Genomic DNA, 20,706 nt, shown 5'->3' on the forward strand with positions numbered 1-20,706 from the left:
TTGGTGATTTCAGGTATTTCGTTGATATAATGATAAGAGGTTTTTTAAAGGGGCTGACAACCCCGCCTATATTGCCCCATTCCTTGAGAAGGGGCTTTTATATGGAGGGAAATTCCGATGAAAAAGACCCTTCTCACAGGGAGGATTCTGCTGGCCCTCATGGCAGTTATCATAACCGTCGGTTGTCATCCCATGTTCGCTTTGGAGTCGGAGGCGGAACCGAATCAGAGTGATTGGGATCGTGTTGCGGCGGAAAAGAACGAACAGTTGCCACTGACCAAACTGAAATTGAAACCGTATGCTGAAGAGGTGGATGCAGCTCTTTCCTCACCCCGATATCAACGTTTTGCCGTCAATTCCCATTTCTGGGTGTCCGGCACTGTTAAAGAATATGAAGATTTTAAGTCTGAATTTGTTTGGATCGAAGTGGAAAAGGTGAAGGGAGGGAAAGGGACCGGCGAAAAAGATCTTTCCTTTTACACCCATATCAAAGACGGAAAGTTCAGCCGCCGGGTTACCTTGTTTAACGGTGAAGGGGAGTATCGGGTGACCGTCCGGCTTCCCAGTGCGGAACGGGAAGATCGGTTTTACGATCTGGCCCGCTTTCATGTGATCAATGTCAATCCGAAGGTCCATCGGGAGGTGGTGATGACACGGGCCGGTTTGCAAGCTGGTTTGCAATTGGAACTGCCTGGTGGCGGCTTTGTCCAAACCGATGGGGATATCCGACTGAAAGGCTCCATCCAGAAGGGCAAAGCCCAACGGGTGATGATACGGGTGGAAAAGGGGGGCAAGGAGTGGAAGCATCTGCTGCGGCTGCAGGAGGGTTCTTTCGATACCCGGGTTCCGTTCATTTACGGGAAGGGTATCCATAAACTGACCGTGATGACTCCGGATCCCCAACGGGAAAATTACTACAATGAGGGAGCCACCCTGCTGGTTTATAACCGTTCCTCGGAGGAAAAGTCCCCGATTGAGTATTTCAAGCATTATGAAAGCCGGGGAGTCAAACTGGAGCATCCCCTCACCGGAGGCGGCAAGGGGGAGATGAAATACCGTATCAAGGGCTCGATCGACCCGAAAGCCCCTTACGCTGCAAAAACCAAGCATCTGATCGTTCAAACGAAGAAGGACGGCCTGGAAGCCACTTATATCATCCCTGTGGAAAATTACCGGTTTGATGGATCTTTCTGGCTCCGTTTCGGTAAAGGGACCTATGAAGTGACTGTAAATGTTCCTGAAATCACGGACCGACAGCGGGATTATTTTCGATTTTTCGGAGTGGCGCGATTTACTGTGAATAACACTGCGGATCAGGATCTGCGCAACCTGCTTCCCTCCCGGGGGATCCAATCAGATGACCCTTCCATTGAAAGCCTGGCCCGCGATTTGACCCGGGGGAAACAGACAGAGCGGGAAAAAGCCCTCGCCATTTACGAATATGTGGCCCAAAATGTCCGCTACGATGTGTGGAAATTCCGAACCGATGCTTTTGATTACGATGATTCGGCGATCAAGGCTCTCCGTCAAAAGAAGGGAGTCTGTCAGGATTACAGCTTCTTGGCCATCGCTTTGCTCCGTTCCATCGATCTGGAAGCACGCTTTGTGGAAGGGGTGGCCGATGGAAATCGTCACGCCTGGGTGGAAGTGAAGACAGATGGAAAATGGATCACGATGGACCCCACCTGGGGATCCGGGTATATCGATTCCCGGGACCGGTTTGTACGAAGATACACCACCAAGTATTTTGATCCCAAGCCTTCGGAGTTTGCCAAGACTCATCGGCGGACGGGTGTGATGTACTGAGGGAGGACGGCGGAACCGGGATTTTCCCGGCTGGTGACACTCTGTGACCCGAGCAACAAGGGACACAGGGTTTTCTTTTTTCTTTTGCGCGACAATGGGTGGGCTTTATGTGAGTGACATAATTTAAGGTTTTCAGTGTGACAACGTTAGGTTGCGCCATAATGCGCCTAGAACTATCTTTACTTTAACCATTCACATCAATAATACTGACAGTAAGGAAAGGCGTTGAATAACATGGTTTTTAGTGAACGATTAAAAATAGAACGGGAAAAAAGAGGTTGGTCGCAAACAGACCTTGCTGAGAGAATTAGTGTTAGTCGCCAGTCAGTTTCAAAATGGGAAACTGGCAAGAACTATCCGAGTATCGAAGTGATCATTGATTTGAGTGATTTGTTTGGCATCACGATCGATGAATTGTTGAGGAGTGACGAAGAATTGAAAGAAAAAGTTATTCAAGATAGTAAGCAGTTGGCGTATCCGAAATGGAAAGTGTTTTTTGATAGTGTATGGTTACTGGGCACATTTTTGTTAGTGGCAAAACTGCTGATTCTAGCTTTAAATTATTTTGTTGGTACAGATATTATGATTTTAAAAGGCTTACCGAAAGTCGTATCGAATTTTTTACCACTGGCTTTAATGGTGATCGGTGGCATTGGGTCTGACCAGTTGAAAAATAAATATATTGATTAATCAAGGGTAGCGATAAAAATGTATTTTTTTGGATTTTAAAAAACAAGAAAGGGATGCTGGGTGGCAACTGTCAACGGTAAATCGGACTGAACGAGGGAGAATGTTGGAGCCGGTTCGGAGAGTGAGCTACTGCCCCTTCAGGCAGCAAGGCGGGGGCAGGATGGTGGGGCGGCTCCGATCTCTTGCAAAAAGCGCAAAGGCGAATCAAATCCCCACCATCCCAGAAGCGTTGTGATTTGCTGCGTTTGAAGGCGGTCGGGATTGGGTTTCACATGACCTTTTCGTTGTTCTTACGATCCAAAATCACTCCATGTGAAATCCAATCTTCCCTGTGAACAGCTTTTTCACAACGCTTCTACTACTGCTTTGAGCCTTACGTAAAGAGTGTCAATCGATGTCGAACATAGTCTGTATTGTGGGTGTGGAGCGAGCTCCAAATGCAGAATCACCGTCTGTTTTCAATTGGCTTGGGACAATATTCGACATTTTCTTGAATAAAATTCATCAACACTCAAAGCAGTACTAGCCCTTCTGTGATTTTTCAACATAATGTTCGCTGAGGGGGCACTACTTGACTTCGATCAGGGCGTGAACGGGAGGGAGCCTATGGCCCGAAAAGCGGATTATCTCCATCAGGTTCGGGGGGAAGAAGAGGGAAAGATGGTACGACAATTGCTCCGGAATCGATTTCGTTTCTCCCGCCGTATGTTTCGTCGCCTGAAGGAGGCTAAGGCGGTGGAAGTGAATGGGGAACCGGTGTATCTCACCTCCCGGGTGAAAGCGGGGGATCGGATGGCAGTATTTCTGCCAAGGGACACAGGGGAGGGTGTAAAGCCGCAACCCCTTCCGATCCAGGTGATACATGAGGATGAAGACCTGATCATCCTGGATAAACAGCCCGGAGTGGTGGTTCATCCCACCCGGAACTATCCGGAGGGGACCTTGGCCAATGGATTGGCTGCTTATTGGCAAGAACGGGGCGAATTTCACCTGGTGCGTCCGGTCACCCGGTTGGACAAGGATACTTCCGGTCTGATCGTATTTGCCAAACACCCTCATGCCCATGCCATTCTGTCCGGACAGATGAAAGGGAAACGTTATCTGCGGGAGTATCTGGCCGTGGTGCACGGCAGTCTTGAAAAAGAGGAGGGGAAGGTGGAGGAGCCGATTGCCCGTTCACCGGAACATCCTCATATTCGGACCGTCTCCCCGGCGGGGGCGCCAGCCTGCACCCGTTACCGTGTCATCAGGCGGTGGCCGGAGGCCACACTGGTTCGATTGCGTCTGGAGACGGGACGGACACATCAGATTCGCGTCCATATGGCTCATCTGGGACATCCGCTTTTGGGTGACACCCTGTATGGCGGACAGACCGCAGAAATTGAGCGACAGGCTTTACACGCGGTGCGGCTCGCCTTGATCCACCCCAGGGATGGAAAAAAATGCTGCTGGGAATCCCCATTGCCAAAAGATTTTCACCTGCTTATGGAATCTCTGCCATCAATTTAAATATTATAAACAATTAAAAAAAGATGCAGGAATACCCGACAGTTGAATCGAATTGTCTTCTGGGAGTGGTGAGAGAACAATTCGATTTTGAAATGAGGTGTTCCACATTGAAGAGGAGAATGTGGAAAGGAGTGGTGACGCTGCTGGCCTTTCTTTTGGTGCTCCCGGCGGGCTGGGTGCAGGGAGCGGCCTCAACAGAAAAAGCGCCGAAGCCGAAACCGGCCGGCGTGGTACCACCTCCTTCCAAAGTTCAAGGTGAGTTCAAGGTCACCGGTGGCAAAGGTGGAGGAAGTGACGGGGGTGAGCCGGGAACATGGTATGTGGGAGCCACTCCTCCCAATATGGACAAAAGCAAACCCCCCATTGTCTTTGTCCAGGGATTGCACGGGCATGCGAGCAATTGGTGGGAGGATACGGTATATCACGGTCACAATGATATGTATGATTACGCCTATAATCATGGTTATCGCACTGCCTTTGTGGAGCTGTACGATTCCGCCGGAGGGGACGCGGCGGATATGTGGGACAATGGAGCCCTGTTGGCCCGCCAATTGAGTGAGATTCGGCAATATTTCGGTGAAAAGGTGAACATCGTCGCTCACAGTAAGGGAGGGGTCGATACACAGGCGGCCTTGATCCATTCCGGAGCATACCCCCATGTCGGCCGTGTGATCACCCTCGGCTCTCCGCACGAGGGCTCCCATTTGGCGAATCTCGCCTTTAGTTGGTGGGCCGGCTGGTTGGCGGAACTGTTGGGATCGAGAGATGCGGGCACCGAAGTGTTGCAGACCGGTTATATGGAGTATTTCCGTTCGGTGACCGATTCCCACGCCAACGTCGGCAAAAACAATTACTACACCTCCGCCGGTACCAGTTGGGGGCCATTTCCATCCGCCCTCTGGACGGGTGGAGCCTATTTGGCGCCTCACGGAAGCAATGACGGAATGGTCAATGTTTGGAGTGCCTCTCTCCCTTATGGGCAACATCTGTTTACCGAATCCTTTGATCATGACAATATTCGGATGGGAAGCACGGCATTTCCCCGGATCGAACCCTCTTTGCGGTCAGCTGCCGTCACGACTGCGGAGCGGGATGCGTTGAAAGAAGTGGCTGTCTCCTCCGCCGATGCTGATTCCGAAGGTTCGGAACAGGTGGTTCGCGGGGACTCCCTTCCCGCCGGCACCCCGGTGGAAGAGAAAGTGGCCGTGGAATCAGGGGCCAAAGAGGCGATCTTCAACCTGATGACCGGCGACCCCTCAGTTTCAGTTCGTCTCATCTCCCCCTCCGGCAAGGTATACAATCATCAGAGTGCGCAATTTTACCGTACTGGGGGAGATGAGGAAATTTTCCGGGGGGCTGCCATCCAAGGTTATCGAATTTCCGACCCGGAGGCGGGGCACTGGAAGGTTCGCCTCATCTCTGAAAAGGATGACGCCTACCTGTTGACGACCACTTTGATGGATAGTGCCGAGATGAAAGTGGATGTCCAAGTTCCGGGAAAATCGGGGCGGGATGTTCCTGTTCGGGTCAATCTGCCCCGAGGTTGGAAAGCGAAACCGGAGAATGTGAAGGTTCGCCTGGTTCCGCCGAAGGCCCACAGCATTCACAAAATGAAAGCCGATGCTTTTCATGGAAAACTGGACTCGACAGGCAAAGAGAGATCTTCTTTTTCCGGGCACCTCCCGAAACAGATGAAACCCGGTGTTTACAATCTGACGGTGGATGTTCAGGGGGTCAACGACAAGGGAGAAGACTTCCAGCGAACCGTGATCCGCTCCTTCTACCTGAAGTGACCCGCACTGGAAATCACCTCCTCAAACCCGCCGAACAGGCGGGTTTTTTAAAAGAAAATGTATTCGGCAAGACCCTGGTGGGTCATACTGGTTAGAGATTGGAGGGATTCAGATGGAGGATTGGTCGTTTCTTTCCTTGTGGGAATGGCAGGCGATGAGTGTGATCCTGGTTTTGTCATCCAGTCTCGCCTGGGTGACCAAACGGCGTCTATTCCGGGCTGTCGCCTGGGGGAGTATCGCCTCTCTCGTACTTGCTTTCGCCATTCTCGATTCTTCCGGACCTCTGCTTACCGTTGCCGGGATCATCTTGGGGGCGATCTGTCTGCTGTTGATGTCCAAACAGATCCTGGAACCGGTCAGGGATTGACCTCTGAAAACCTTGTGAAAAACCCGTCACAGGGAGGATGGGGTTGCACATGGAGCGTCTTTGGATCGTGGAGAACTTTGGCTTTGGCGCCGGAATGTGAAACCCAATCCCGACTGACCCGGCCATCACTTATCACGCTTCTGAAAGGGAGGCATACAACGGATCATACTGATGAAACAGCGACCCGCCGGGTCGTTTTTGGTTTGCACTTTCATAAACGGTGAATCCGAATCAGGATGGGGGAGATCAGGGGAGCTTCTGTGTCCCCCATATTTCTTGGAGAGGGGTAAAAACCACTGCTTGGGAAGGCAGTGGTTTTGTAACAAAACGGAGATTCTGCAACAAACTTTATCCCGGTTACGTTATAATGAGAGGGTATTTATTTCATCCAGGCGTCATCCTTTCCCACCTGTCCTTTGAAAGTACAGGCCCAGTCCAAACCAGAAAATCGAACCGGCCAGTCCGAGGGAAAGACCGGTGATACCGTACATTTTCCAGAAGAGGAGGGATGCGAGGATGCCGATGAACCCGGTGAACCGGCAGGCAAACACCGCTGCTTGGGTGTTCATGGAATCACCTCGTTCCCACTATACCATAACGGAAAGAAGCGGAGAAAGAGGTCGATACCGAATTTGCAAGGGATAAGATCCCCCAGGAATCATCGGTTTTTGAAGATTGAGGATTTCATTGTTTTCTCAGTACTCATAAGATCCTTTTATTCGGAAATACAGACAAAACCGGGAAAATGAATGGAATGCAGGGGGTTTGAAGTGATGGATAATTATCAGATGACGCCGGGGGGCATGCCGCCGCGGTCACGCAGTACTGGCCGTAGAGCAAAGCGTCGTTCCCTGGCGGGCCGTTCCTCCCGGGGCGGTCGGGGAGGCGGCAGCGGGAAACGTTTCCGTTTTTTCAACAAAAAATGGTTTTTCCTGGTGTTCACCACCACCATTCTGCTGGCGGTGGGCGGTTGCTCCGCAGTGATGATGAGTGCAAAAACCTACAATATGGATGAAGTTAAAAAGAGCATGGAAACCTCATCCGTAGTTTATGATCGTGACGGGAAAAAGGTGATGCAGCTCGGATCTACCAACCGGGAGTATGTGAAACTGAAAGATGTGAAGTCCCCTGAATTATATCAGGCCTTTGTCGCAGTGGAGGATGAACGCTTCTACAATCACCACGGTGTGGACTATTGGAGCCTGGGACGGGCCGTGGTGAAAAACATCATCGCCATGGGCAAGGCCGAGGGCGGTGGAACGATCACCATGCAGGTGGCCCGGAACGCGGTGATCAAAGATCGGAAGAAGACCTATTCCAGGAAATTGGACGAGATGATGGCAGCTTTAAGCCTGGAGAAGGAAGTATCCAAAACCAGGATTTTGGAAACCTATCTCAACTATATCGATTTCGGGAACAACGTGCAGGGAATCAAGATGGCGGCCAAGATCTATTTTGACAAGGATATCACCAAGGAGAAGTTGGAGCCCCATGAGATCGCCCTGTTGGCGGGGTTGCCCAAGGCACCCTACGGTTACGATCCCTTCCGTTTCCCGGATAAAGCCAAGTTCCGCCGCAATGTGGTGCTCAACAAGATGGCGGAAGAGACGGAAGCTCCCTTCGGTGCTTTGATCACCAAGGAGGAAGCGGAAAAATATAAAAAGATGGACCTGGGCGTCAAGCAGGAAGCAGTCCAAAAACATCTGAAAAGTAGCGAATTCTATGCGTATAAAAGTCTGATTCTCAATGAAATTGAGGAGCGTTACCCTGGGATCGATTCCAAAGATCTGATCAACGGAGGCTACAGGATTTACACCGCCCTCGATCCCAAGGTTCAAAAGGCGACGGAAGAAGCCCTGCAGAAGGATGAGTTTTTCGTCGACAAGGATACCGGCCGGAAGTTGAAGCCGGAGGAACTGAACGCCGCCATGACGGTTCTCGATGCGAAAACCGGGGAGATTGTGGCTGTGGGCGGCGGCCGCGATTACAAACCGGGGTACTACAACTGGTCGATCACCAACCGGCAGCCGGGATCCGCGATCAAGCCGATCACTGTTTACGGTCCGGCAATCAAGGATCATAACTTCAATGAATACACGATGGTGAAGGACGAACCGATCAAGATCGGTGACTGGGAACCGAAGAACATGAGTCGCAAGGTTTATGGAGACATCCCGATGCAGGAGATGGTGAACAACTCCCTGAACCTCTCCACCATCCGGATCCTGCGGGATCAGGTGAAACTGCCTGCGGCGGCGGAATACGCGGAAAAAGCGGGGATTCAACTGGATGAAAAGGATAAAGGCAGTTATGCCGCCCTGGCTCTGGGTGGGATGACCAAAGGGACGACCACGGTCGAGATTGCCCAGTCTTATGCAACCTTTGCCAATCTGACGGGGACGAACCGGGACGCACATGCTGTGGTCAAGATTGTGGATCCACAAGAGAACAACCGGGTTCTCCAGCCTGCGAAACCGATTAAAAAACACCAGGTGTTTGATCCCAAAACCGCCTGGTATATGACACGGATGCTGCTGAATAACGTGGAGGAAGGGACCGGGACCAACGCTCAGATACCGGGTCATCAAGTGGCCGGAAAAACCGGGACCACCCAGAGCAGCAAAGAGGCTTGGTTTGTGGGTTACACATCGAAGTATGTGAGCGCGGTCACGGTGTTCAACCAATACGATAAAAGCAAGGAGAACGATGTGGAGCTCTCCGGTGGAGGTTATGCGGCTCCCATCTTCCAGGATGTGATGAGCAAAGCCCTGGAAGGGATGCCGCCCCAGAAATTCCGGAAACCCTCAGGTGTGCCGGAGCCCGAGCCGCCCTTTGAGCTGAAACCGATTAAGGACCTCAGAGGCGGGTTTGACGGCAGCTCCCAGGTGAATCTGCAGTGGTCCGATTACTCCGACCGGTTGAAATACCGGGTGGAGCGCTCCGAAGACGGTTCCAACTGGAGTGCCATCGGCGAGACATCGGATGGGGCCTTCAACGACAGCAACATTGAGGTGCCCAGTGATGGCTTGTTTGGCGGCGGGTCGAAGACTTACCATTACCGGGTGATCGCCATCGACACTCAGGCGGAGGATCCCGATAACAAGGAGTCCGGGCCGTCCAATGTGATGACGATCCGAATCACTGCCAAGCAGGAAGAGCCGCCGGAAGATGATGATGAGGAGGAGGATGATCAACCAAAGGATCAGGGAGAGGATCAGAACCCCAACGGCGGTGACACGCCCTTTCCCCCGGGGAACGAGCAGGGAGATCGCCCCCCCGATGGTGGCGATCGTCGGGGTGACAACGGAAATGATAACGGTGATAATAATGGTTGGCGACCCCCATGGGACAGATAATCATATGAGTAAGACCGGTCTGTATGGACCGGTCTTTTTTTGTATTTGGATGTTATGATTGGAAAAGGAAATCTATTGGATTTAAAGGAAGAATTGGAGTAACATAGATGCCAGGTATGATCATCGGATGGATACAGATGGAGGAGTCAAAGAGAGAGGGAGGTTGAGAAGCATGGAGGAAAAACGGGCCGAGTCCAGGAAGCGAAGAAGGGGCTTCAGACGACTGATCAACCGGAAGTGGATTTTGCTGGTGTTGATCACCACGGCCCTGTTGGTGGCAGGGGGATGTTCTGTGGTGATGATGACGGCCAAGTCGATGCCTCTCGACCGGTTGAACCGCATCGACGTGGCTTCCACCATCTATGATGTGAACAACCGCCCGGCGACCAAGCTGGGTTCCACCAACAAGGAGTATGTTCACATGGAGGATGTTCGATCCCGCAAACTGATTGAGAGCGCCTTTGTTGCGGTGGAAGACCGCCGATTTTATGAACATCACGGAGTTGACTTCAGGGGCCTTCTGCGGGCGGCGGTCCATAATGTGCTGCAAGGCAGAAAGGCAGAGGGTGGCGGTACGATCACCATGCAGGTGGCCCGGAATGTCATCCTGGAAAACAAGACGAAAACCTACACCCGAAAATTGAAAGAAGTGGCTGTCGCGTGGAATTTGGAACGAAAATACCATAAAGAAGATATTTTAGAAGCTTATCTCAATTTTATCTACTTCGGGAATGATGTCCAGGGAATCCAGATGGCATCCAAAATCTACTTTGGAAAAGATCTGACCAAGGCGAAGCTCGAGCCGCAGGAGGCCGCCCTGCTGGCAGCCCTGCCCAAGGCTCCATCCACATATAATCCCTATCTGAACCGGGAGAAGGCATTGGAGAGACGGAACCTGGTTCTCGATGTGATGGCGAGAGAAGGAGTGATCTCCCGGGAGGAACGGGAACGACTCCGCGAGACGGATCTGGGGGTGGATCGAAAAAATCTGAAGAGATACCTGAAGTCGGATCAGTATGTAGCTTATAAACATCTGGTGGTGGAAGAGGCGAAAGAACGTTATGGCATCTCCGAGACGGAACTGGCCACCGGGGGATACAAAATACAGACCAACCTGGTACCCCAAGCCCAGACGGCGATGGAAAAAGCTTTCGATGATGATTCCCTCTTCCAAGAACATGATGAATTGGATGGCGGGGCGACGATGGTCCACACCAAAACCGGAGGCATTGCCGCCATCGCAGGTGGACGTGACTATAAGGGTCAGGGATATATCCTCCGTTCCAAAGCGGAATTGAAGCAACCAGGATCAGCGATCAAGCCGATCACGGTATACGCTCCGGCAGTGCAGGAAAAGGGGTATGATGAATTTTCACTCGTCCCCGATCCGCCGGGTTTTCGGATCGGGGATTGGCAGCCGAAAAACTTTCAACAACGTTATTTTGGAAAGTTGCCACTGAAGGATGTGTTGGCCAAATCTCTCAACGTGGCCACAGCCTGGTTGTTGAAAAATGAAGTGGGACGGGATACTGCTGTGGATTACGCCACCCGGATGGGTCTGACACTGAACCGGAAGGATCGGTCCTCTGATGCTGCACTGGCTCTCGGGGGATTGACCGAAGGGGTGAACACGATCCAAATGGCCCAGGCTTATTCCCCCTTTGCCAATAACGGCCGGATAACCCAAGCCCATGCCATCCGAAAGATCACTGTTGAGGATCGGGAATGGGAAGCGAAGAAAGAATTGGCGAAAGATCAGCAGGTATTGACTCCGAAGACCGCTTATTACCTGACCCGGATGATGCACTACAACATTCTTCAGGGGACGGGAACCAGTGCTCGACTCCCCGATGGTCGGGATGTGGCCGGGAAGACGGGAACGACGCAGAACAGCCGGGAGGCTTGGTTTGTGGGTTACACCCGGGAGTATGTAATGTCCGCCATGGTATTTAATCAGGAAAATGGAAAAGTGGAACTTTCCGGCGGCGCCTATCCGGCCAAGATTTTCCGAAGAGTGATGTCGGAAACATTGCAAGGAACACCGATCAGTCGGTTTCAAAATCCCGGTGTGTCGGAACCCCAGCCCCCCTTCCAGTTGAAACCGGTGCAACTGTCTGCATCCTTCGATTCCGATCAACAGGTGGTCCGGTTGAAGTGGAATGATTACTCCGATCGTCTGAAATATCGGGTGGAACGTTCCGAGGAGGGAGGCAACTGGCAGGCGATTGGAGAGACCAGTTCCGGTTCTTATACAGATGGAAGCATTGTTATGCCCCAATCGGCTGACGATCCCCTCGGTCAGATCTTCAGCGGGAAAAAGACCTACCAATACCGGGTGATCGCAGTAGATACAGTGAAAAACCAAGAGGCAGGTCCATCCAACACGGTGAAGATTCAGTTGGTTTCGGAACAGCCCCCCACTGAGAATCCAGGGGATGAGGAGGGGGATGACCCACCCGGGGATGAGGAGGGGGATGAGCCTGGAGACCCGGGAGAGCCGGGAGAGCCGCCTGGGGATCCACCCGGCAATGATCAAGGAGATCCATTCCCGATTCCCGACCGGAGAGACTGGGGTTCCTGGCGGCCGCCGGTTTGGGGCAGGTGAAAAAACTCTTTATCTACATCAGGATGCGGGATCAGGTCATACTAGAAGCATTGTGAAAAAGCCGTTCAAAGGGAGAGTTGGGTTTCGCATGGAGTGATTTTGGACCGAAGAACAACGAAAAGGTCATGTGAAACCCAATCCCGACCGTCCCGGCCACCACTAATTCACAATGCTTCTAGGGGCGGAGCCCGGAACCTGATGGAAAGGAGAAGCACATTTCATGAAGAAGCGGAAGAATTCCAGCCTGGAGCAAAAGAGGAAGGAAAAGGAGAACAGAGAAGTACGTGACAGGGAGTCACGCCCCGGACTTGGAAACAGAAAGTTGGAAGGTCCGGATCGTCCGGGCACCTGAACAACCGGCCCCCTCCCATGAGGATGGGGCCGGTTGTCTCATGTAAGCATACGGACAGGTTCTAAACCGGGTGTTGTCCCAATAGACTGATTCTACGGGGACGAGTTTCAGCCGGGGAGGGGTTGTCTGTGGTGCTGCATGAACGGTGGTTTACCGCTTCTCGTGTCGGTTTCACTTATATTGGCACGGTGGTGGGAGCGGGGTTTGCCTCCGGGCAGGAAATTATGCAATTTTTTACGGTCAGCGGTTTCAGAAGCGTATGGGCCATCTTACTGGTGACCGTTCTGTTTTCTTGGTTGGGAATTCGTATGATGGTGATTGGAGGACGTTTGAAGGCCCGTTCTTATGAAGAGTTTAACAATTACTTGTTTGGCGCCGGCGCCGGCCGTTGGATGAACTGGTTTGTGGGAGTGATTCTCTTCGGAGTGACAACAGCGATGATGTCTGGGACAGGGGCCTTATTCAAGGAGCAGTTGGGATTGTCCTTTCATTTTGGCGTCATCGTCACCTCTATGATTGCCTTTTTGGTGATCATCAAAGGAATGGAAGGAATCTTGAATGTCAACGCCCTGGTGGTTCCCTGTATGTTCGCCTTCACCTTGGTGGTGGGAATCCAGGGCTTGTCGGGATCGGGCCTCGGTGAATTTTTGGTGATGGAACCCATGGAAGGAACCCGGAACTGGATAATCTCCGCCATCACTTATGTCGCCTTCAACCTGGCGATGGCACAGTCGGTGCTGATTCCCTTGGGAGGGGAGATCCAGGATGAAAAGACGCTTCGATTGGGAGGGATTCTGGGGGGGGTCGGCCTGGGCGTCATGTTGTTGGCCAGCAATTTCGCCCTGTCACTCAAAATCCCTGAGATCTTCCATCTGGAAATCCCGATCGCGCTGGTGATCTCCACCCTGGGAGAGGGAATGAAGTACTTCTTTTTAGCAGTGATGTGGGGGGAAATATTCACCACTCTGATCGGCAATGTCTACGGGTTGGCCGCCAATCTGGAAAGTGTGATCCCGGTTCGGATCCATACGCTGATGGCCCTGATCTTTATCCTGGGGTATGTCTGCTCCCTGATCGGATTTCCGGTGTTTATCGGATATATCTACCCCATCTTCGGCTATTGCGGGCTCTTGATGTTGCTGTTTCTGGCTGTTCGCAAATATCCGGGCAAACAGGGATGAGACGGTGCCACAAACAGGGTTTCTCCGAGCAGGGGTGAATGGGATAGAATAGAACGGGAATCCAATGAAAGGGGAGAGCTTGTTTGGAAGTGAAGGATGCCATTCGGTCCCGGAGGAGTATTGGAAAAGTAAGTCAAACCATGCCGGAACCACAGCTGATCGAAAAAGTGTTGGAAGCGGCCCGCTGGGCTCCCAACCATCATATGACCCAGCCTTGGAAGTTCTTTGTATTGACAGGAGCTGCCCGGATTCGTCTGGGGAAGGTGTTGAGAGAGATCAAAGAAGAAGGTTGGACGGAAGACGAAAGACAGGCGAATGCTGAAAGCTTGGAGCGGGAAGAACGGAAGCCCCTGCTGGCACCCGTGGTGATCGCTGTTGCGGTCACTCCTTCCGATGATCCGAAAGTGGAGGAAATCGAAGAGATCTGTGCTGTGGCAGCCGGGGTGCAAAATGGGTTGTTGACAGCTCATGCCTTGGGGCTGGGGGCGATCTGGCGTACGGGCAAGCCCACTTACCATCCCAGGATGAAGGAGTTTTTTCAACTGGGTGAAAGGCAAACCTTGCTCGGGTTTTTATACATCGGTTATCCCTCCATTCTTCCCAAGGAACGTCCCCGGGCCCCCATGGAGGAGAAAGTGGAATGGTGGGATCATTGATCCTGCATTGATTCCAGAGGAAGCATCCCGTCACCGGCTTCAAGGGTTCCCGGTTGCTCGATCTGCCTGAAAGGTGGAGGAAGACAATGATGCTGATCTTGATTGCTGTCACGGGATACCTGATCGGTTCACTCCCGGTCTTCACTCTGCTTCACAGCCGGAGGGTTCCCCGGGTGAGCCATCTCTCCCCCGGCGGGATCCGTCCGGGGAGAGGCTTGCGGGAAGGTATGATCTTTGCCGGGTTGCAGATGGGGAAAGGGGCGTTGGCCACCCTGACGGGATTGTTGCTGGCAGGGTGGACGGGAGGTGCACTGGCGGCCGCGGCCGCGGTGCTGGGGGATCTGTTTTCTCTGTTCCGGCACGTTCATGGCGGGGGAGGAGTGGCAGTTGCCGCGGGGGGATTGCTAATCTTGAGCCCGCTTTTGGTTGCTTTGGGTATGAGCATCTACTTGCTGACTCTCGTTCTCACCCGCTACTTTTCCGTCTCTGTACTTTTTGCTTCCATCGGGGTCATGGTTTTTTCCCTGGTTTTGTTTCCGGGGGTGTACGTGGTGTTGGTGGTGTTGTTTGCAGGGGGGGTGATCTGGTTGAGGAACAGGGGGCGTCCCGATCGCTGGTTCAAAGGAATGGAGCCCCCGGTGTGGAAACGGGGTTTTCGCCGTTGGCGATGAGGAATCTCCAGAAATGTCAAAAGCCGCCGACGGGTTTTGCTGTTCGTCAGCGGCTCGGCTTTCTGGTGGTTTATTTCTCAAACTGCCACTTCCACTTTATAACCACTGAACTTTCGAATATTGATCACCCCGTTGTCCAACATCAGATACTGGGCCTTGGCCCCGAGCAATTTTCCCCGGATCCGGTCCAACTTATCCAGGTTCAGAGGTTTGATCTTTTCCGGAACTTCCAGACATGGATAACGAAAGGTAAGTGGTTCTTGGTCCCCTTGATAGTATCTCCGGTATTTTTCGGGGATTTTTGCTTCCATATCGGCACGTACTTCCTGCAGATCCCGGTCGGCGATTTCATTTTTCAGCATCCGTCGCCAGTTGGTCTTATCCTTGATATATTGAGCCAGATGCATCTCGATTTCCCCTGCGGTTTTGCGATCCGGAACCTCGGCGATGGGAACCGCCGTCACGGCTCCTTGGTCGATCCATCGCTTCGGCATGTTGGTTTTCCGGGTGATACCCACTTTCACATCATCACTGATCGCCAGATAGACGATATGAGGTTGCATGCAGTGGCGTTCACCAAAGTCGGCATCACGGCAAGTGCCCAGGTGAAAGTGGCATTGATGAGGTTTCACAATACATAAGTCATTCTCTGCACGATCCCGGAAACAAGGATAGCAGGAACCGTTGTTAAAAGTCTTTTTGATCTTCCGTCCACAGTATATACAAGCTTTTTCCCCTAAAAAACGGATCTCCAACTCTTCTCCCAACAACTCATTGATCGGAATCTCCCGGTCGGGAAAGGGCCAAAAGTAAGTGACCGGATCTGTATGCTGATGTGTCAACGGCTGGATATAGCCGGTCAGCTGCATGGATGACCACTCCCTTAATTGATTGAACTTCCTAATCTAAACGTTTTCTTGAAGTAATATTAGGCAGTCGCCGTCAGAGATGCTCCAATCTACATTCCAGGAGGGCGTATCGGCAAATCTCCATATCTACTGATGTATTACAGAGCATGCACTTACAGCTTACTAGAAGCACACATTCTTTTTCAACGGCTGGAATCTTTCATGACCCGGAATACGCCTTTCGAGAAGTGGAGTATAAGAGAGGCGAGTTTAAGTTTATAAGGAAAACTGACAAAAACAAGGGGGGATACTTCATGGAAGTCGAGGCGCTGGAAAATCGAAGGAGTAAGGGGTCTGCATTTCAGGATGGGCCGGAAGTGTAGATAAAATCAGGCAAACGAGTGTAATCTGGAAGTCATAGGTCGATTCGGGAAAGCGAAACCTCCTTCAGAAGAACTTCGTTATTATGAATGAAAACGGGAAAACCTGAAAGGGAACAGAATTTGCGTGGGTCAAAGTTCACTTTTTTCACCGATTGACATATATTTTTATATGGTATATAGTGTGAATAGATGTTTTGGAAGGTTGGGAAATATGTCTACAAATCCAAAGTCCATTGCAATCCTCCTTTAAATTGATAAAAACGAGTTTGACCCCCTTGAGACGAAAAGGCCGGCCATTTTTGGCCGGCCTTTTCGTCCTAAAAAAATTCATCTGAAAATTTCCCGCAAGAAACGGGTGGTTGCCTCGATGGCTTCATTCAGTTGTGGAGTGGATCCCTGGAAAGGGTGAACGACGTTGAAAGTATGTCCTGCCCCGTGAATGAGGTGGAGATCGGCATGGGGGGCGGCATTCCGGAGGTCTTGAGCGGCTTGGATAGGAACCGCAGCGTCCTTGTCCCCCTGGAGGATCAGAATCGGCTTCGTGAAGCCGGGCAAGCGGCTGAGGAGGTCGAACCGTTCCCGGTGGAGTTCGATATCATCCAACACTTCCCGGTCGACGGGCATCTCCTGACCGGTTCGGGCATTGAGGAGAGTGGCTCTTCCTTTCTTGCGGATCTCCTGTTTCAGTTCATCGGAAAAGAAGTCGACGCGGGAAACGCTGTTCCAGAGAATCACCCCATGGATAGCGTCTGTGTGATCCAGGGCAAACAGCAGGCTGTTGGCCCCACCCCGGCTGTGACCGAGGAGTGCCACCCGGTGGATGTCGAGGAAATCGGCACCGGGCAAGGATCGATTGTATAATTGTTGAATCAGAAACTGCAGATCCTCCTGCTCCCGGCTGAAGGTGTTGCGGGCGAATTTATCCAGTTCTCCAAAGGTATCAGGGTCCTCCCCCACGCCATTCATGGAGAAGTTGAAGGTGATGGCGGCCAATCCCGATTGGGCCAGACTTCGGGCGGTATGGGGGAAGAAACCCCACTCTTTGAATCCCTTGAAGCCATGACAAATGATGACGACCGGATGAGGGCCGGTGCTGTCGGGAAGGTGTACCTCTCCCCGGATCTTTCGGTCTTCCTTGTTCAGGTTCAATATAAAGTCTTTTCTGTGCATTCCAGACGGTGCGGCCGAAGCGGTCCACACCTGTCCTCCCTTCGCTGATCTTTCACCATAATCTCTTCTTTGCGGATCTTCGGTATCCTTTTTAATTGATCCGGTGCAGGATTTCAGTATATAATAGGTTCACAAGTCGATAGGATGAAAAGGTCTCCCCACCCCCATGGAGGGTGGGGAGTGAAAAGGGAAGCCGGTGAGATTCCGGCGCGGTCCCGCCACTGTGTTTGGGGAGCGAAGCCGCATGATGCCACTGTTTTTTAGAACGGGAAGGCGCGGCCGAGTGAGGATCCATGAGCCAGGAGACCTGCCTTTTCATCTGGGAAACTTGCGATCTCCTTCGAGGCTGAGGAGATGCCACCGGATCCTGGGATCATTTTTTGATTCGGTCAGGACCCCCCTTTGCCTCACGGTAAATGGGGGTTTTCTTTTGCCTCGGAACAAAGGCGAATGGGAGCGGATGAAAGATGAAGAGATGGAGACGAATTTCTGCAGTATGGTTGTCCTTGTTGCTGGTGTTTGTGATGGTCGGCTGCGGGTCCACTCCAAATACGGGTGACAATCCCCCGGCCGGCGGGGATTCCGGAAAGCAGGAAGCCGACTTCCCGGTCACCTTGACAGATGGCACCAACACAAAGGTCACGGTGAAAAAGGAACCGAAACGGATCATTTCCCTGATTCCCAGCATGACAGAAACTGCTTATGCTCTGGGATTGGGGGACCGGATGGTCGGGGTGACGACCAATGACGACTATCCCGCCGAAGCAAAGAAAGTGGAAAAAGTGGGCGACATGAACATCGATGAGGAAAAAGTGCTCTCCCTGAAACCGGATCTGGTTCTGGCGTCCAGCGGGCTGAACGACAAGAAGACGATTGAGAAGCTCCGTAAGTTGGGATTGACTGTCGTCGCCTATGAACCTCAGGATCTGGATGGAGTGTTCCAACAGATTCGGGATGTGGGGAAAGCGACAGGTGCCGGAAAAGAGGCGGAGCAGCTGATCGGAAAGATGAAGAAAGAGAAACAGTTGGCGGAAAAGGTCGCTGCTAAAGTGCCGGCGGACAAACAAGCCAAGGTATGGATCGAAGTCTCCTCCGATCTGTTCACAGCCGGGGATGAGACCTTTATGAACGAACTGATCACCCTGGCCGGTGGGAAAAACGTGGCAACAGGAGAGAAAGGCTGGTTCCAGGCCTCTTCGGAGAATGTGGTCAAATGGAATCCCGATGTGATCCTTTACACCCACCCGGACAAAAAGGAAAAAATCACATCCCGGGGGGGATGGAAAAGTATTCAGGCTGTGAAAGAGGGACGGGTGGAACACCTGGAGAGCAATATAGTCAGTCGTTCGGGACCGAGGATCACTGAAGGACTTCTCCAAATCTCCAAGGCGATCTACCCTGATATCTATGCCGAAACAGCCAAATGAAGCGATGGAGTTGGCTTTCCCGGTTGATTCTCTGGTCTCTCTCTTTGACCCTTCTCCTGGTGCTGGTGATGGGAGCGGCGATCTCCTGGGGGAGTGCGGATCTGGGATGGGAGGATGTATGGCGGACGGTGGGCACCAAGTTGACAGGGTCCGAACCGGTTGATCCGGCGACAGAGGCGATCATCTGGCAGATTCGTCTGCCCCGGGTGATTCTCTCCGCTCTGGTTGGCATGGCATTGGCGGGGGCCGGAGTGGTGTTTCAAGGACTCTTGCGAAATCCTCTCGCTGATCCCTATATCCTTGGAGTTTCCTCCGGTGCCGCACTGGGGGCGGCGATCGCCATTTTCACCGGCGCCGGGGCGGCCTGGTTGGGGGGATGGACGGTGCCGATCTGGGCTTTTCTCCTTGCTTCTGTCGCCCTCTTCCTCGTATTGGGACTGGCGGGACGGGGATGGAACAGGTCGACTCTGATCTTGGCCGGTGTAGTGATCCAGGCCTTTTTTGGAGCGATGTTGACCTTTTTAATCGGGATGTCTTCAGCGGAAGAGTTGCAACAGATCCAGTTTTGGATCATGGGAAGCGTGTCCGCGCGGGAGTGGCACCACATCTATGTCGTGCTTCCTTTTCTGATTTCCGGACTGACCTTGATCTGGTTGATGGCGCGCCCATTAAACCTGTTTTCTCTGGGAGAGCGATCCGCCGCTCACTTGGGTGTTTCCGTCCGACGGACCCGGATGGTGTTGCTGTTGTCCGCCACGCTGATGACGGCAGCTGCAGTCGCTGTCTCCGGTACCATTGGATTTGTGGGATTGATTATTCCCCATATCATGCGCCGGATCGCGGGGCCGGATCATCGGGTGTTGATCCCCGCAGCGGTTCTGACAGGAGGCCTCTTCCTTGTCGGGGCGGATACTGTGGCCCGGACGGTCATGGAACCCCGGGAACTGCCGATCGGGGTGGTGACCGCCTTCGTTGGGGCACCGTTTTTCGCTTGGCAGCTGAAGCGCAAACATGAATATCAATGAGCGGCCGGGAACAAGGGGGGCTGGAGATGCTGGTTGCAGATGGTTTGCATAAATCTTATCCGAACCGGAGGGTATTGTGCGGGGTGAGTCTTTCGGTGTCTCCCGGGGAGGTGTTGGGAATTGTTGGACCCAACGGCAGCGGAAAGACCACACTGCTCCGTCTGTTAACCGGGGAGGAACTCCCCGACAAAGGGGAAGTTCGGCTGGATGGGCGTCCCTTGTGCGATTGGTCCCAGCGGGAGAAGGCCAGGTGCTTGGCCGTCCTGCCCCAGGAGGGGTTGCCTTCGGTACCCTTCACCGTCAGAGAAGTGGTGGAGATGGGACGCCATCCTCATCAGGGATTTTGGCCCTGGGCGGGGGAGCGGGACCGACATGTGGTAGAGAGTGTCTTGCTGGAAACCGGATTGCAAGCAGATCGCGACCGGCATGTGGATCAGTTGAGTGGTGGGGAGCGGCAACGGGTGGCGATTGCCAAAGCGATGGCCCAGGATCCCCGGGTGTTGATTCTGGATGAACCGACCACTTTTCTTGATATCGCCCATCAATTGGGTATGCTGGACTGGATCCGGTCTTGGAGTCAAAGGGAAGGGATTGCAGTCTTGATCGTCCTCCATGATCTCAATCTGGCGGCTCTTTACTGCGACCGGATCCTGATGTTGAAAGAGGGAACCTGTTTTGCACAAGGATCTCCTTCTGAAATCTTGACTCCGGATCGGATCCGGAAAGTATACGGAGTGCAACCCGTTCTCACCCGCCACCCGGTCACCCATGCACCCCAAGTCTTGCTTCAACCCGGAGCCGGAGATTCCTCCGCCACAAAACCGGCGGAATCGTTTACATTGTGATCGCGGTATACTCAAACCGAGG

General features: G+C 52.6%; 17 protein-coding genes and 1 riboswitch. Of the genes, 14 read left to right on the forward strand and 3 right to left on the reverse strand.

From position 1 onward, the window contains the following. Nucleotides 1–117 precede the first annotated feature (117 nt). The 5 genes from IEV46_RS13835 (at nt 118) to IEV46_RS13855 (ending at nt 6,165) form a co-directional block, all read left to right on the forward strand. Nucleotides 118–1,806, forward strand: coding sequence for a transglutaminase domain-containing protein (locus IEV46_RS13835; protein WP_188433138.1), 1,689 nt, complete (start codon nt 118–120; stop codon nt 1,804–1,806). A gap of 234 nt (nt 1,807–2,040) precedes the next feature. Then, nucleotides 2,041–2,496, forward strand: coding sequence for a helix-turn-helix domain-containing protein (locus IEV46_RS13840; protein WP_188433139.1), 456 nt, complete (start codon nt 2,041–2,043; stop codon nt 2,494–2,496). Nucleotides 2,497–3,102: 606 nt separating this feature from the next. Further along, complete coding sequence (locus IEV46_RS13845; protein WP_188433140.1) at nt 3,103–4,005, forward strand: RluA family pseudouridine synthase; 903 nt, start codon at nt 3,103–3,105, stop codon at nt 4,003–4,005. A gap of 107 nt (nt 4,006–4,112) precedes the next feature. Next, entirely contained in the window at nt 4,113–5,798 is a 1,686-nt protein-coding gene (locus IEV46_RS13850; RefSeq protein WP_188433141.1) for a lipase family alpha/beta hydrolase, read from the forward strand. Nucleotides 5,799–5,910: 112 nt separating this feature from the next. Continuing rightward, nucleotides 5,911–6,165 carry a hypothetical protein gene (locus IEV46_RS13855; RefSeq protein ID WP_188433142.1) on the forward strand — a complete coding sequence of 85 codons (255 nt, stop codon included), beginning with the start codon at nt 5,911–5,913 and terminating at the stop codon, nt 6,163–6,165. Between the two features lie 395 nt (nt 6,166–6,560). Here the strand turns inward: IEV46_RS13855 and IEV46_RS13860 are convergent, their stop codons facing one another. Beyond that, the gene (locus IEV46_RS13860; protein WP_188433143.1) at nt 6,561–6,734 is read right to left on the reverse strand and encodes a hypothetical protein; all 174 of its coding nucleotides are present in this window, start codon (nt 6,732–6,734) and stop codon (nt 6,561–6,563) included. Between the two features lie 204 nt (nt 6,735–6,938). On the opposite strand from IEV46_RS13860, the gene IEV46_RS13865 reads away from it, so the two are divergent. The 6 genes from IEV46_RS13865 (at nt 6,939) to IEV46_RS13885 (ending at nt 14,986) form a co-directional block, all read left to right on the forward strand. Continuing rightward, the gene (locus IEV46_RS13865; protein WP_188433144.1) at nt 6,939–9,521 is read left to right on the forward strand and encodes a transglycosylase domain-containing protein; all 2,583 of its coding nucleotides are present in this window, start codon (nt 6,939–6,941) and stop codon (nt 9,519–9,521) included. Nucleotides 9,522–9,693: 172 nt separating this feature from the next. Next, nucleotides 9,694–12,126, forward strand: coding sequence for a transglycosylase domain-containing protein (locus IEV46_RS13870; RefSeq protein WP_188433145.1), 2,433 nt, complete (start codon nt 9,694–9,696; stop codon nt 12,124–12,126). Between the two features lie 220 nt (nt 12,127–12,346). Next, nucleotides 12,347–12,478 carry a hypothetical protein gene (locus IEV46_RS18365; RefSeq protein WP_268235914.1) on the forward strand — a complete coding sequence of 44 codons (132 nt, stop codon included), beginning with the start codon at nt 12,347–12,349 and terminating at the stop codon, nt 12,476–12,478. A 122-nt stretch (nt 12,479–12,600) separates the two neighbouring features. After that, on the forward strand, nt 12,601–13,659 hold the full coding sequence (locus IEV46_RS13875; RefSeq protein ID WP_188433146.1) for a YkvI family membrane protein: 1,059 nt from the start codon (nt 12,601–12,603) through the stop codon (nt 13,657–13,659). A gap of 89 nt (nt 13,660–13,748) precedes the next feature. After that, nucleotides 13,749–14,315 carry a nitroreductase family protein gene (locus tag IEV46_RS13880; protein ID WP_308420314.1) on the forward strand — a complete coding sequence of 189 codons (567 nt, stop codon included), beginning with the start codon at nt 13,749–13,751 and terminating at the stop codon, nt 14,313–14,315. Nucleotides 14,316–14,404: 89 nt separating this feature from the next. Then, nucleotides 14,405–14,986 carry a glycerol-3-phosphate acyltransferase gene (locus IEV46_RS13885; RefSeq protein WP_188433148.1) on the forward strand — a complete coding sequence of 194 codons (582 nt, stop codon included), beginning with the start codon at nt 14,405–14,407 and terminating at the stop codon, nt 14,984–14,986. A gap of 77 nt (nt 14,987–15,063) precedes the next feature. On the opposite strand, the gene IEV46_RS13890 is transcribed toward IEV46_RS13885, so the two are convergent. Continuing rightward, on the reverse strand, nt 15,064–15,855 hold the full coding sequence (locus IEV46_RS13890; protein WP_188433149.1) for a DUF2797 domain-containing protein: 792 nt from the start codon (nt 15,853–15,855) through the stop codon (nt 15,064–15,066). Nucleotides 15,856–16,544: 689 nt separating this feature from the next. Continuing rightward, nucleotides 16,545–17,417 carry an alpha/beta hydrolase family protein gene (locus IEV46_RS13895; RefSeq protein ID WP_188433150.1) on the reverse strand — a complete coding sequence of 291 codons (873 nt, stop codon included), beginning with the start codon at nt 17,415–17,417 and terminating at the stop codon, nt 16,545–16,547. Between the two features lie 103 nt (nt 17,418–17,520). Next, a riboswitch (cobalamin riboswitch) is annotated at nt 17,521–17,716 on the forward strand. Nucleotides 17,717–17,854: 138 nt separating this feature from the next. Between IEV46_RS13895 and IEV46_RS13900 the strand changes: the two genes are divergently transcribed. The 3 genes from IEV46_RS13900 to IEV46_RS13910 are packed head-to-tail and all read left to right on the forward strand — an operon-like array spanning nt 17,855 to nt 20,684. Next, nucleotides 17,855–18,814, forward strand: coding sequence for an ABC transporter substrate-binding protein (locus IEV46_RS13900; RefSeq protein ID WP_188433151.1), 960 nt, complete (start codon nt 17,855–17,857; stop codon nt 18,812–18,814). Nucleotides 18,815–18,837: 23 nt separating this feature from the next. Continuing rightward, nucleotides 18,838–19,839 carry a FecCD family ABC transporter permease gene (locus tag IEV46_RS13905; RefSeq protein ID WP_308420313.1) on the forward strand — a complete coding sequence of 334 codons (1,002 nt, stop codon included), beginning with the start codon at nt 18,838–18,840 and terminating at the stop codon, nt 19,837–19,839. 26 nt (nt 19,840–19,865) lie between these two features. Then, entirely contained in the window at nt 19,866–20,684 is an 819-nt protein-coding gene (locus IEV46_RS13910) for a heme ABC transporter ATP-binding protein (protein ID WP_188433153.1), read from the forward strand. Nucleotides 20,685–20,706 lie beyond the last annotated feature (22 nt).

It is taken from the genome of Kroppenstedtia guangzhouensis, from assembly GCF_014637345.1.
GTDB lineage: Bacteria > Bacillota > Bacilli > Thermoactinomycetales > DSM-45169 > Kroppenstedtia > Kroppenstedtia guangzhouensis.